Annotated in this window: 14 protein-coding genes; all 14 read right to left on the reverse strand. The window is 43.9% G+C overall.

Going from position 1 to position 12893, the window contains the following annotated elements:
• Positions 1–3: 3 nt before the first annotated feature.
• Positions 4–465 carry an SsrA-binding protein SmpB gene (gene smpB / locus DW033_RS11955; protein WP_005855460.1) on the reverse strand — a complete coding sequence of 154 codons (462 nt, stop codon included), beginning with the start codon at positions 463–465 and terminating at the stop codon, positions 4–6.
• Between the two features lie 14 nt (positions 466–479).
• Positions 480–1046, reverse strand: a complete 567-nt coding sequence (locus DW033_RS11960; protein WP_005865193.1) for a YIP1 family protein — start codon at positions 1044–1046, stop codon at positions 480–482.
• Positions 1047–1079: 33 nt separating this feature from the next.
• A complete protein-coding gene (locus DW033_RS11965) occupies positions 1080–1829 on the reverse strand; it encodes a hypothetical protein (protein WP_121961072.1) in 750 nt (249 codons plus the stop codon).
• A gap of 5 nt (positions 1830–1834) precedes the next feature.
• Complete coding sequence (locus tag DW033_RS11970; protein ID WP_121961073.1) at positions 1835–2596, reverse strand: hypothetical protein; 762 nt, start codon at positions 2594–2596, stop codon at positions 1835–1837.
• Positions 2597–2724: 128 nt separating this feature from the next.
• Positions 2725–3498 (reverse strand): hypothetical protein, encoded by a 774-nt coding sequence (locus DW033_RS11975; RefSeq protein WP_005865187.1) that lies wholly within the window; start codon positions 3496–3498, stop codon positions 2725–2727.
• Positions 3499–3553: 55 nt separating this feature from the next.
• Positions 3554–4822 carry a porin family protein gene (locus DW033_RS11980; RefSeq protein WP_005865185.1) on the reverse strand — a complete coding sequence of 423 codons (1269 nt, stop codon included), beginning with the start codon at positions 4820–4822 and terminating at the stop codon, positions 3554–3556.
• Between the two features lie 6 nt (positions 4823–4828).
• Positions 4829–5356 (reverse strand): RNA polymerase sigma factor, encoded by a 528-nt coding sequence (locus DW033_RS11985; protein WP_122382771.1) that lies wholly within the window; start codon positions 5354–5356, stop codon positions 4829–4831.
• 168 nt (positions 5357–5524) lie between these two features.
• Positions 5525–5875 (reverse strand): cation transporter, encoded by a 351-nt coding sequence (locus DW033_RS11990; protein WP_005865181.1) that lies wholly within the window; start codon positions 5873–5875, stop codon positions 5525–5527.
• A gap of 140 nt (positions 5876–6015) precedes the next feature.
• Positions 6016–8253: a TonB-dependent siderophore receptor gene (locus DW033_RS11995; RefSeq protein WP_005865179.1), complete on the reverse strand. Its 2238-nt coding sequence runs from the start codon at positions 8251–8253 to the stop codon at positions 6016–6018.
• 112 nt (positions 8254–8365) lie between these two features.
• Positions 8366–8794, reverse strand: a complete 429-nt coding sequence (locus DW033_RS12000) for a hypothetical protein (protein ID WP_005865177.1) — start codon at positions 8792–8794, stop codon at positions 8366–8368.
• A gap of 45 nt (positions 8795–8839) precedes the next feature.
• A complete protein-coding gene (locus tag DW033_RS12005; protein ID WP_005865175.1) occupies positions 8840–10327 on the reverse strand; it encodes a glycoside hydrolase family 10 protein in 1488 nt (495 codons plus the stop codon).
• A gap of 12 nt (positions 10328–10339) precedes the next feature.
• A complete protein-coding gene (locus DW033_RS12010; protein ID WP_122382772.1) occupies positions 10340–11116 on the reverse strand; it encodes a glycerophosphodiester phosphodiesterase family protein in 777 nt (258 codons plus the stop codon).
• Between the two features lie 111 nt (positions 11117–11227).
• On the reverse strand, positions 11228–12181 hold the full coding sequence (trxB, locus tag DW033_RS12020; protein WP_005865171.1) for a thioredoxin-disulfide reductase: 954 nt from the start codon (positions 12179–12181) through the stop codon (positions 11228–11230).
• Between the two features lie 37 nt (positions 12182–12218).
• Positions 12219–12893, reverse strand: a complete 675-nt coding sequence (locus DW033_RS12025; RefSeq protein ID WP_121961075.1) for a LolA-like putative outer membrane lipoprotein chaperone — start codon at positions 12891–12893, stop codon at positions 12219–12221.

Here is a 12893-nt window from a genome sequence, read left to right on the forward strand (position 1 = left end):
GACTTATCGTTTGAAAGCCCGATCCATCTCCCGTCGGTCGTCACGTTCCCGGATGGAGTCTCGCTTATCATATTCCTTTTTACCTCGTGCGATCGCGACGACTACTTTCGCCAATCCTTTCTCATTGATAAACAAACGAGTGGGAACGATCGTAAAACCACTAGCACGAACCGCACCCTCGATCTTTCGTAATTCCTTTTTGGTAAGAAGTAATTTCCGGTCCCGCCGTGCGTTGTGATTATTGTACGTACCGTAAAAATATTCGGCGATGTACATATTCTTCACCCACAGTTCCCCTTTTTCCACGATACAAAACGTATCTACCAAACTCGCCTTCCCTAAACGGATCGATTTAATCTCCGTTCCGGTCAGTACGATCCCGGCCGTAAAAGTGTCGAGCAACTCGTAGTCGAACGTCGCCCGCTTATTCTTTATCTGTATGTTATTACTAATCTTCTCCTTCATCTTGTGTTATTCTGTCAAAAACTCAAACCGGGCATCAGCATCGATAACAAAATCTCGATAACTGCCGGAGTCAGTAATATAATGGCGGTTGTAAATCCTACGAACTTCAAGCGGATCTTCTCCTCGACTCCCATATACGGACCAGCGCCTTCCCAAACAATATAGAATGTATAAAGGATAAATATCCGCAAGAAGAAAAACTCGGGAAGCAACATCAATACGATATTCAAAGCGAACATCAACGACGAGGAATACCCGACGAAGCGCAACCACAGTTTCAAATCCTTCTCCCGTTTAAATATACCTTGCCATATCTCGTTCATCAGATAAGCCCCGAGGTAAAAACCACCGAACGAGGACACCAATGTCCGGATAGACGACTTCAAGGCCAGCTCTAAATCAAACTCCTTCCGCGTAAACAATACGCCCAGAAAAGCCGCGACAGTAACGAAGCCGATCAAAGGATACACGAATCGGGATAAGAACTCCTCCTGCTTCTCTCCTTTTTTCGCTAACAAGACCCACGCCTTCGCCGGCTGTGAGATGATAGCGATTACCCACCTAAATATCTCCTTATACATCTCTGTTTACTTTTAAATAGCAAAAGTATATATTTAATTCGTAAAACGCAACGTAAATACGTCGGTAGCCCCCCAAACACATGCGGTTGTATCCGCATTATAGCGTTCGGCATAATTTATTTTAAAGTTTATCTCATTTTGCCCCTCCCTGCTCTCTATCGCTTTGGCTTGGTCCAAAAACTTATCGATCGTAAAAGCGGTCGTATTGATCCATTTAGTGGAATCGCCGGTACCCCCCTCTTGGGTTACCCGGAGATATAGGTTATAGATCCGTTGTCCGTCATCATCTTTTTCCACCTCCTGATCAGGGTTATAGGATAAATTGAAAATATCCTTTTGGTCTACCTGATGATTTACATGTTGGGTTTGCAAGAAGAAACGTCCTTCCAAATAAATACTTTTCTTAAAGTCCAGCGTAACCAGACGCTCCTTGTCCAATACAACCGTAGTATCAGTCAATGTCTCATGCAAAGGCCATACAGCGACCGAATCATACTTATAAATCTCAGCGTTGTAAACACCATTGCCCAATTCCTCGCTAAAATTCGTCTTGAAATCAACCACACAGCAGTCGCCATCTTTCAAATCCGTCCGATTCTCAAACTCAGAGGAAGAGACGATAAAGATCTCCCCTTGATCATCCGCCGTGTAGATACATCGCATAGGATTCTCACGTATCACTCCTACTCGATGATAATTGATGGAATTACTTCCATCCCCCATACAAGAGGTCATTAAGAAAAATAAGGATAAAAATAAGCCGTATAAAATTCGCTTTCTCATCTTCTTTAGTTTATAAGTAAAGGATCTGTTACTCCCCATGTAAACTGGGTACTATCTTTCGGATTAATTTGATCGATATAATGAATCCGAACATACATATCCGCGTCGCGTCCACCTTGTTCTCGCATATCCTTGATAAAATTCGCCAGATTAAAGGCATTGATAACCGCGATAGCCTCCTCTGCCTTATCCTCTGGCTTTCCGGTCGTAGCGGCAGCCCGTAAATATAAGGAATAAATTGATTTCCGATTTTCAACAACTGGTTGTTGAGTCGGATCATAAGTCAGTTGCCAATTTAAAGCCCGGTCTTTTGTTGTCCAACAGGCGGAAGGCAAAAACAAATAATCTTCCAATTTGACGTACAGAACAGAGTCGTTCGGATTAACCGCAAGTATCGGTTGCTCATTTGTCAATAGTTTATGCGTATCCGTAAGAGGACTCTCAGCGTTTTGCTGGTTAACGGCGGTTTCCCCTTGTATCGTCACCGTATAATACCCTTTTTGTTCCGCACCCGTATTTTCCGGCAAGCTAGGATCATAATCAAAACTCACCAACAAGCATTTACCCTCTGAGTATGAGCTCAGCTTCGTCGCATAGATCCAGCCGAACCGGGTATTAGCCATCATCAACGCGCTATCTCCATGTTGACGAACCACAGCGGCGGTCGTTCCCGGATTATAGACGTTATTTATGTCTTTCAGGCAAGAAGTAAACAGACTCACGATAACCGCCACCCAGACAAAACCTATTAAATTCTTGTATCTCATTTCACAATACTCCTCTTAAAGTACGCAAAGATACGATCTTTACCCATATGCATAAAAAAAACGGCAAAAAAATAGGGCGTATCGATAATCTTCTTATCGGTACGCCCTCAACTTCTATACTAATTTCTTTATGAGTTTTTCACGACTTGGAATAGAACGGTATAAGAAGCCCATTTCAAATCCGTACTATCTTTTTCATTAATCGTATTTAGATAATTGACCTTAAGATTAAAAGACTTTGAATCTTTATTAGCCTCAGCGCTATTCACAGACTCCAATACAGACTTAACATTAAACGCACGGACTTCTCCTATGGATGATGCAGCAGAACCTGTTCCGTCCGCTACTTTAGCGACACGCAAGAACAAGTCATATGTCGGGACATTATCCACCATAGTAGGCTCCTTTGAACGATCCCAATATAAAGTATAAGAATTTTTCTGATCCTTAAACATATCCATTGTTATAAAGAAGAATAAATAACCGTCTACATACACCCCATAGTCGCCATTGCTAAATAGGTTTTTTACAGGTATCTCATTCTGAAGTAAGCTGGCCGAATCTGGCACATTATAAAAGACTGGCTGTCCTTTTGTTATCTCATCTGCCACAGAGATTGTCGCTGTTAAATAACCATTTGTCGCCGCATTCGCATTCTCCGGAGAATTTAGGTCTAATTCATAGTTGATCAAGTAACAAGCTCCGTCAACTACTTGTGCCGATAAAGACGGAGAGTATAATGCTCCCATATTTGTATTCAGTACCGTTTTATATGTCTTTTCAGAAAGACCTGCGACACCAAAGCCGGCACGAGTCACCGTATTATTCGATTCTCCAAGACAAGAGGTCAACAACAATAATGACGCAGCCGCCGCTGCTCCAATTAATTTAAATGCTTTCATAATTCAATTTTTCTATTTTTAAGTATTTGTATTTACACTGTTAATCTATCGAGTATTAAAAACCAAAACGAAATCCGAACTGAAGGCTCATGTTAAACGGCTTCTCCGAATGGATGGTTTCGATCTCGCTACCATTATCAAAATAATAGCTGGCTCCCACCTCAGCGAAAGCGCTTACAAAACGGATAATCGGATAACTTACACCCGCACGGGCATTTACAGACCATAGCCATTCTTTCATTCGAATATGTTCGCTTTGCTTTGCGATCTCTACCTCATCCGAGAATAATTTCATTCTACGTTTGCCAGCGACATTCACTTCCGCCATACCTCCGGCTGAGGCGTAAAACATAAAACGATTCCATTCCGCGATCTTATAAGTCAATGATAATGGAATTCCTATAAAATGCAATCGCTGATCATTCTCTATATGATACGTATTATTCGTACTCCACTCCGATCTTAAGTAAGAATAAGTTAATCCAGTCTGCAAAGAAAAACGATTATTCAAATAACGACTAATTGAGATCCCCACCCCAATAGGCGTCTTATGATGAATATCCGTCTTAGCAGGATCTTTCTTCTCCGCATCGAACGAATTTAAGCTCATCAGATTCTCACTCTTAAGCACGCTGCTATTCGTCACATACTGAGGGACCAGATTATCAGCGCCCATAGAAAGACCTCCACCTCCCATACCGAACCCCCATTTCCGGGACGCAGTCTTCTCCGGCTTCTTTTTAGCAACAGGAGTAGCATCCGCGACAAGTACATCATTCTTGAGAACAACTATCTCATCATTATTCCTTTCAACCTCCGGCTCAACGGTATCTTTCTCATTCGCCGGTATATCAGCAGACATTACCTCCGACTCAGAAATAGGCCGATCCTCTGCGCTCTCTACATTTTGCCGGAACGCTGCCATCCTAGCCTTAGCTCCCACTTTAACCGCTCCAGATGCCGCTTTTGCCTTCACGACCGCAGCAGCAGGAATAGTCGCTAATACGGGTGCTTGCTCCATCGTTTTCTCTACCGGAACAACCGGGGTATCCACGGATGTCGACTCTTGTGAAGACTGTATTTCTTGGGCTATAGGTAGATCTTCCATCTCCCTGTCATATAAATAGATACCACCCGATACGACCAATAAGGAGATCACGGCGGCGGCAACCCAGTAGCGAAGCGTACGACGCAAAGGAACCGGAGCCTTTCCGGGCAATCGATCGGCTATAGCCTCCCAGTCGCCGGGTAGCGTATCCATCTCGAAATCCTCTAGCTTCGATCGGATCGCGTCATCCCATATATCTCTTTCCTTTTTACTCATCTTATCTCAATACAATGCGTTAATTCTACGTTGTAATAACTGCTTGGCACGGGTATATTGGGAACGGGAAGTACTCTCTGTTATGTTCAACATCTCACTGATCTCCTTATGAGAATATCCCTCTATCGCGAACATATTGAATACGGTACGGAAGCCAACCGGCAACTCCCTCACTAGATTCATCAACTCAGCCGCCGACATGTCCGAGATAGCCGAACTATCGGGTTGAATCAGTTCCGCCGTATTGTCAAGATCGGTCGCTTCACGCAACACATCCGACTTTCGCAGATATTCCAACGCACAATTAACAAAGATCTTCCGCATCCACCCCTCAAATGAACCACTCCCTGTATAGGAATCCATACTGGTAAAGATTTTCACGAAGCCATCCTGCAACAAATCACGAGCCGTTTCCCTGTCGTTCACATAACGAAGGCAAACTCCCATCATTTTTCGGGAATACGCATCATAAAGCTCTTTTTGAGCTCGTCTCTCCCCCTTCCGACAACCCTCTATCAGTTGTAGCTCATTCATTCAGTCGTGCCTTGAACGTCTCCCTTCTGGAGACTGTACAATATTAGGATGTAAATAATTAAACAAACGCTGCATTCCGTAGAAAAATTATTTCATAAACAGGGCGGACACTCCGGCCCGCCCTCACGGAACATCTGCAAAGATAAGATGTTCTTATGAATTTCCATGTTAATGAGCGTGAGTATGCTCACTTTTTTTCGCCGGAGGTACCGGACAGCCGGCGCCATTATCTACCGGAACCGCTTCCATACCGATCTTTTTGAAGGCCGCGGCCAAGCGAGTCTTCGAAGTCTTATCCGTCTTGTAAGTCACAATGGCCGTACGGGTGCTCAGATCACATTTCAAGTCGGTCACTCCTTTCTCGAAAGCGATATTTTTCTCGATCTTCTTGATACAGTGATCACAATCCATCGCTTCGATAAAGAATGTCACAGAGTCCTTCTTCTTTTTCGCGTCTTGGGCGAATGTCATCGATACCGTACATACAGCACAAAACAATAACATAATTAATCGTCTCATAATCAATCGTTTTTAATATTAATAGTTCTAATTATCCATTCATATCTACCAAAAGAAAAGTACCACTATAGGCATCGGGCTACACGTATATAGGCGTAGAGGCACACCAGTATACGCATAGGCCTACACGTATATACGTGTCAATCCCTGCTTATATTAAAGCGGATACCCGCATAAATTTTCCGTCCATGCACCGGTCCCCACACCATAGATCCATCGAAGTTATCCCCTCTGGGATTGCTGGCATCGATAATCGGATTCGGTTGTTTGTAATTAAACAGGTTCTCCGCTCCCACGTAAATAGACCATTGACGGAAATATTTCGTAATCTGCGCATTCACTACCGTATAAGCCTTAAAATTCGGCTCCCATAACGGATTAGACGCATCCGGTGTCGGCATACGACCGCCTCCATTAAACTGGCCGGTCAAATCAAACTGCCATTTTTTCAACGGGGTTTGATAAGAAGCGGTCAATAAACCTTTATAATCACTAACCAACGGCTTTTTCAATCGATGCGCTACACCCTCCTCATTCCGGTAATCGGTCTTCGCGTCCGTATAACGATAAGCGGCCGTTAACGTAAATCCCCGGAAAAAAGGATAGGAAGCCTCCACTTGGAAGCTATTCGAATAGGAACGCCCATCCAGATTGTAGAAACGAACCGCATGAGGATCACTATCCATATCCACCACGATTTGCTTCAAGAAATCGGTATAATACCATTCCCCGCTCAAGCTCAGTTCCTTCCCGAACAAAGGTATATAAAATGACAGATTCACACCGGTATTCCACGCTTCTTCTTGATCCAGATTGTCGGCGATATACATTTTTCGACTACTGGATAACAAAAAGTTGTTCTCTGCCAGCACATTCGCTGTCCGAAATCCTTTACCTGCCGAAGCCCGGATATGGAACCAGTCAAAAGGATTATATTTAATATGTACACGAGGGGTTACAAAGAAATCATACAACGTACTATAATCCGCACGTACACCCGCCAATAAGATCAGTTTATCATTCAGATTGAACGTATATTGGGCATAAGCTCCCGGCACGACTTCCGTACGGTCATAGGCATGACGGACCGACTCTCCTCCCGCATATTGAACCAGATTCTCGTCGAAACCATCATAGTTCATACTTAATCCGGTACTCAAGCTATGCATCGGCGTAAACTCCTTTTCATACAGCAAACTGGCATATACATTATTCTGATATACATTATAGGGCGTACGGTCATATCTTGATTTTTGCTCATGATAAGAACCGGAAAGTATCAATGCCACGCTCTCTACCTTTTCCTTATCGATAATATAGGCCTGCTTCGTAAATAATTCGGCCCGGTTCGTATTTAAATGAATCCGATACGGGTCGGTGAAATCATGGTGTTTCGTATCCTGCCCACCGGTACGGCTCTCATGCAGATAGCGAACTCCGTATTGAGCCACGTATTTATCCAATTTATGATACCAACGATTCATTACGTTCACCTGTTCCCTTAGCGGCGTATCGAGAAAACCATCGTCATTACCGTCATGTTGCATTTTATCATTCGAGTAGTGTACCAATAAACCGGTAGAGAGCTTGTCGTTGATATGCCAAGAAGCATCCGCATTCCCTTCATAACGTCCGGCATCACTAGCGAACACATTAGCAGAGAAAATATCCGCCGTAGGGGGCTTCTTGAATTCCACGTTGATTTGTCCGGCCAACGCCTCATACCCATTCTTAACCGAAGAGGTTCCTTTAGACACCTGAATACTTTCCATCCAAGCTCCCGGAACATAATCCAGCCCATATAAGGAAGCGGCCCCCCGGAAATTCGGGTAATTCTCGGTCAACATTTGTACGTAGGTTCCCGCCAATCCCAACAGTTTAATTTGCCGGGCACCTGTAGCCGCATCCGAGTACGATACATCGACAGACGGATTTGTCTCAAAGCTCTCCGCCAGATTACAGCAGGCCGCACGGCAAATCTCATCGTACGTAATTTTCTGAGTTTGCAATACGCTCGTACGGGAAGCGATGGTTCCCATCTTGCGCTCACTAACCACGACCTCATCCAAGGCGATCTCACCTTTTAAGATAATCTGCATAGCATCGTCCTTCTCATCCACAGGGGTGACCTCAGTCATATAACCGATATAGCTAACCACCAGATTCTTGGAGTCACCTTTTCGTTCTAACTCGAAATTTCCATCCACATCGGACGTGGTTCCATTTTGGGTTCCTTCCCAATATACATTTGCACCGATAATAGGTTGTTTGTTTTCATCACATACACGTCCTTTCACTTTCTTGCCGGAATCCTCGGCCCAAGTCAAAGTAAAAGTCAAACAGGACAGTAAAAATATCAGATATAATTGTCTTAACATGATAGTTGTTATTTGATTGAATCGTTAAATACAGTTTCCGCAGGGATAGAGTATCCCCTACCTTAAAAACCAAAGGGTATTCAGCGAGCAGCTTCCACCCTCACGAATACAATCAAATCAAAAGCGTAGTCAATAAAGAAAGGTACACACGAGGACAGGCTACAGGAGGACCTGTCACCCTAATCTCATAGGAATCAGCAAATAAGGAAGCGATTTGTAAACTCTCGAAAATAGAGGAGAAGAGCAAATCATGTACGACTGGTTGCAGATCCGGTACTTGTATATTTACAGAATTCCAATCAAAATCAACCCGTTCAATGCCACAGCCGTTCATGCCACAACACTCCACCGTATTATTCGCAAGCTTATCACGACTATGATCATGTCCATGAATCTCACAGCACTTAGCTGCCAATAAAGCCTCCACTCCCTCTTTCTCGCAAACGCCACAACAATAAGATACGAAATTAACCCCCGCTCCCCCATAAAAGATCAAGGAAGCAAGAATTACAAGAAACAAGGATGTGGCAAATCGTCTCATATGCCGCAAAAATAAGCAAAAAAACTCGAAATCAAAATACCCCCTTTACTTGATAAATTTAGACAGGTAATAATAGGTATCCGGAGAAGGTTCACTCTCCATCCGGTAACGGGTGGAAGCCGTTACAGAAAATGTATACCCACGTTCAGACTCTACATCGATAGGAAGAAAAAGCTCGTTGCCATAAATATTCGTAGCTAATATGGATTTTGCCGAAGCCGTGTCGATCGAATCCGTCAATGAATAATAAACGGTATAAGTTAAATCCTGCTTTTCCGACACAGGTTTCTGCCAAGTTAAATGCAACTCATCATCTAAACGTTCCACTTTGATGCCCTCCGGAGCGGCAGGTACCGAATCATTCAGCCAAGTCAACGGAGGCAATTGGGCCGGATACTTATAGTAATTGTCTCTCAACTCTTTATAGAGTCCCTTATCATTATACAGGACATTTCCACAACGAAAGAACGCACAGCCGGCTCCTCCGTAATAACGGCTATAATCGATCTGGTCCGTTATATCATTCACGGCCCAGTCCGCCTCACTCTTGTCCATCCGATAAGCTCCCAAGCCGGGTACGACCAAACGCCCGTTACAATTATCCACCCAATTATCCACGAAAGGAAAGAAATTCTTATGCAGGTAATACATCATCGGAACAATCATATCTTGTTTACCTTGTTGCATCCATATCTTCGGGTCTTGGAAGACACTTTCGTAAGCGGTCCAACCCGCGTTAGGTACCCGTTCAATACGATTATATTTCCCGAGTGGCGAACTGCTCACCTGTACCCAAGGTTTCGTTTGCTTTACCCAATCGTAAATACGGTAAACCATCCGGTTGATATTCTCCCTACGCCAGTCTGCCAGAGACTTTTTCTTACCGGATCTATTATACAGCGCTTTATCCGGGAATGTTTTCGCCTCTTCGGGATAGCGGATATAATCGAAATGGATACCATCTATATCATAGCCATTCACGATCTCCTTGACTAAGGATAAGATATAATCAGCGGTCTCCGGTACGCCGGGGTCCAAATACCACTCTCCATTATGCCGTTTGCAAAGTTTTGGTTTCTTTTTAACCACGGAAAGCTTTCCTTGCTCCTTCACGCTTTTTTCCGTTCCTAACGGGAAAGTCACGAACCACGCATGGCATTCCATTCCCCGCTTATGGCATTCATCAACGACAAAAGCGAGTGGATCATATCCCGGTAATTCTCCATACTTACCGGAGAATGTCTTACTGACTGGTTCGATAGCCGAACGATACATCACGTCTCCCCTCAAGCGAGCCTGAATGAAGACCATATTAAAATTCGCTTCTTGAAGCCGGTCCAAGATATCAAGCAATGCCTGTTGCTGGGCTTTTCGTCCCGCCTCGGTAGTAGCCGGTTTATGAGGCCAATCCAGACCATAAACCGTAGTCAACCAAACCGCACGAATTTCCTTTTTGGGAGGCTCTACCGCTTGTAACAGACAAAAAACGGGTAAAGCCAGCGACAGGATAAGCAACAGACAAAACTTTCTCATCTTTATAATGCCTTATTGAGCCCGCGAATGTAGTATTTTTTGAGTCTCTTCCGGTAAATCAGTCGTAATAAAATCGACTCCCAGATCGATCATCTCTTCCATTAATTTAGGGTCATCTACGGTCCAGACATTCGAAGTCATGCCTAGGACTTTACAATCCTTCACCCAATCCGGATGAGATTGCAAGACTTTATAATGGTAGTCTAATCCTGTAAAACCAAACTCTTTCAATTCCATCGGGGATAATTCTCCATTCAGATAAGAAACCTCAGATTTCGGACATAGACGGATAAATTCTTTACAAGCATCCATATTAAAAGATATGTAATCCGTACGTTTCGCTAATTTCATACGCTTCACCATATATACAACAGCTTTAGCAGCCTCACGGTTGCGTTCCGGGGTCTCATGAGCTTTCAGTTCTAAAATTAACCGGACATTCTTCAATTTCTTCGCACGTTTCAAATATTGCTCTAAAGTAGGGAGCTTTTCGCCGTTGCTCAATTGCAAATCTTTCAATTCATCATAAGTACAGGATTGAATATGTTTTCCTTGGATATCATTATCATGGAATATTACCAGCACATTGTCCGCCGTAAGATGTACGTCGAATTCCGAGCCATAGGCACCAATCTCGCTGGCACGTTCCAAAGAACGGATAGAGTTCTGAGCAGAGCCCTCCGTTTTCCAATACCCCCGATGGGCGATCACTTTCGTGTTATCCTTTGCCGCTACCATTCCTGCCATCATCAGGCAAAGTAGCAAAAGAAGAGTAGATTTTAAATTCATGGAAATTAAATTAGTTGACAAATGACAAGTGACAGTTGATAGTTGACAAGTGACAGTTGACAGTTAAATACCGCTTGTCGCAACTGTCAACTATCAATTGTCAACTGTCAACTATTTTCCGATCTCTGATAAATAACGTTCAGCCTCGATAGCAGCCTTACAACCACTTCCCGCAGCGGTAATAGCTTGACGATAATGGGGATCAGCGACATCTCCAGCGGCAAACACACCCGGAACTTTCGTTCGGGGAGTTCCCGGAACTGTCTCGATATAACCGATCTCGTCCGTATCTATCCATGGCTTGAAGATATCCGAATTAGGTTTATGGCCAATCGCCAAGAAGAAACCATCGATGGCGATATCCACTTTCTCCTCATCCGGCTCTCCCATACGTTTTACCAAATGAGCACCCTCCACGCCATTCTCTCCAAACAAACCTAAGGTATTATGCTCGAAAAGTACCGTGATATTCGGAGTCTTGAAGACACGTTCTTGCATTACTTTTGAAGCACGCAAATAGGGTTTACGCACGATCAAGTAAACCTGCTTCGCCAAACCAGCCAAGTAAATCGCTTCCTCACAGGCCGTATCTCCACCACCCACTACCGCTACCGTCTTTTTACGATAGAAGAAACCATCGCAAGTAGCGCAAGCGGATACACCCATACCCGCATATTTATGCTCATCCGGAAGACCCAGATACTTCGCGGAAGCACCCGTAGCGATAATCAAAGTCTCCGTCTCGATCACTTTCTCACCATCAATCGTAATTTTATAAGGAGCCTCACCCAAATCAGCGGCGGTAGCGATACCGAAACGGATATCCGCACCAAAACGGACGGCTTGTTTTTTTAAATCTTCCATTAACTCAGGACCGGTTATACCGTCCGGATATCCCGGGAAATTCTCCACCTCCGTAGTTGTTGTTAATTGTCCCCCCGGCTGTATTCCTTCATAAAGCACCGGAGATAAATTTGCACGGGAAGCATAAATCGCTGCCGTATAACCTGCTGGACCCGAGCCTATAATAAGGCAACGTACTTTCTCATTCACTGAATCGCTCATAGTATCTAAGTATTAATTATCAATTTTCAATTCTCTATTATCGAAGGTCTATCACCTCTACGTCCGGATAATCCCCTTCGTTAAAAACAAAAAAACGATCCGGTTGGTTTATACCTGTTTTCAATTGGCTGATCTGGATCGTACTGCTAACGCCGTTTTTAGAAGTAACCGTGATACGAGCCGGGAAATTTGAATATTTCTCGATTTGCAACTCCACTTTCACGATATCCCCTTTTTTCTTCGGTGTCAATTCCACATCGTAAGCGGCTTTTCCGTTCGGTGCCGTACTCTCGCCTTTATATGTTGCCGTGAATCCTTTCTTATAACTATTTAATAAAAGAGCAGGATTCGTAAATTGTAACTCCTCTCCCGTAGGATTCGTCACGTTCACCTCATCGTTCCGTTCCACATACGTCCATTGCGTCGTACCATTAAACCAAGTAAGCGCATCCGGCGTGACTAATGTAAACTTATCACCTTTCATCTGGATGGTTCCCTCAAAACTCTCTCCCGCATTTTGACCGGCAGAACGGGTAAACATCGTAAAAGAAGCGCTTATCCCGTTCGAATTCTCATAAGCAGCAGCAGCCTTCCCCAAGATATCATTCGCGTTCTGGGCATGCGCCCCCACTCCTAACCCCAACAGGAAACACAAGAATAATCCGACAAACGCGATACACCGCCACACTCTTATTTTATGTTCTCTTCTCAT

Origin of the sequence: Parabacteroides sp. AF39-10AC (assembly GCF_003635405.1) — a bacterium.
GTDB lineage: Bacteria > Bacteroidota > Bacteroidia > Bacteroidales > Tannerellaceae > Parabacteroides > Parabacteroides distasonis.

Coding starts and splice junctions, on each gene's coding strand:
- smpB (WP_005855460.1), bottom strand. CDS start 465: ATGAAGGAGAAGATTAGTAATAACATACAGATAAAGAATAAGCGGGCG.
- DW033_RS11960 (WP_005865193.1), bottom strand. CDS start 1,046: ATGTATAAGGAGATATTTAGGTGGGTAATCGCTATCATCTCACAGCCG.
- DW033_RS11965 (WP_121961072.1), bottom strand. CDS start 1,829: ATGAGAAAGCGAATTTTATACGGCTTATTTTTATCCTTATTTTTCTTA.
- DW033_RS11970 (WP_121961073.1), bottom strand. CDS start 2,596: ATGAGATACAAGAATTTAATAGGTTTTGTCTGGGTGGCGGTTATCGTG.
- DW033_RS11975 (WP_005865187.1), bottom strand. CDS start 3,498: ATGAAAGCATTTAAATTAATTGGAGCAGCGGCGGCTGCGTCATTATTG.
- DW033_RS11980 (WP_005865185.1), bottom strand. CDS start 4,822: ATGAGTAAAAAGGAAAGAGATATATGGGATGACGCGATCCGATCGAAG.
- DW033_RS11985 (WP_122382771.1), bottom strand. CDS start 5,356: ATGAATGAGCTACAACTGATAGAGGGTTGTCGGAAGGGGGAGAGACGA.
- DW033_RS11990 (WP_005865181.1), bottom strand. CDS start 5,875: ATGAGACGATTAATTATGTTATTGTTTTGTGCTGTATGTACGGTATCG.
- DW033_RS11995 (WP_005865179.1), bottom strand. CDS start 8,253: ATGTTAAGACAATTATATCTGATATTTTTACTGTCCTGTTTGACTTTT.
- DW033_RS12000 (WP_005865177.1), bottom strand. CDS start 8,794: ATGAGACGATTTGCCACATCCTTGTTTCTTGTAATTCTTGCTTCCTTG.
- DW033_RS12005 (WP_005865175.1), bottom strand. CDS start 10,327: ATGAGAAAGTTTTGTCTGTTGCTTATCCTGTCGCTGGCTTTACCCGTT.
- DW033_RS12010 (WP_122382772.1), bottom strand. CDS start 11,116: ATGAATTTAAAATCTACTCTTCTTTTGCTACTTTGCCTGATGATGGCA.
- trxB (WP_005865171.1), bottom strand. CDS start 12,181: ATGAGCGATTCAGTGAATGAGAAAGTACGTTGCCTTATTATAGGCTCG.
- DW033_RS12025 (WP_121961075.1), bottom strand. CDS start 12,893: ATGAGAAGAGAACATAAAATAAGAGTGTGGCGGTGTATCGCGTTTGTC.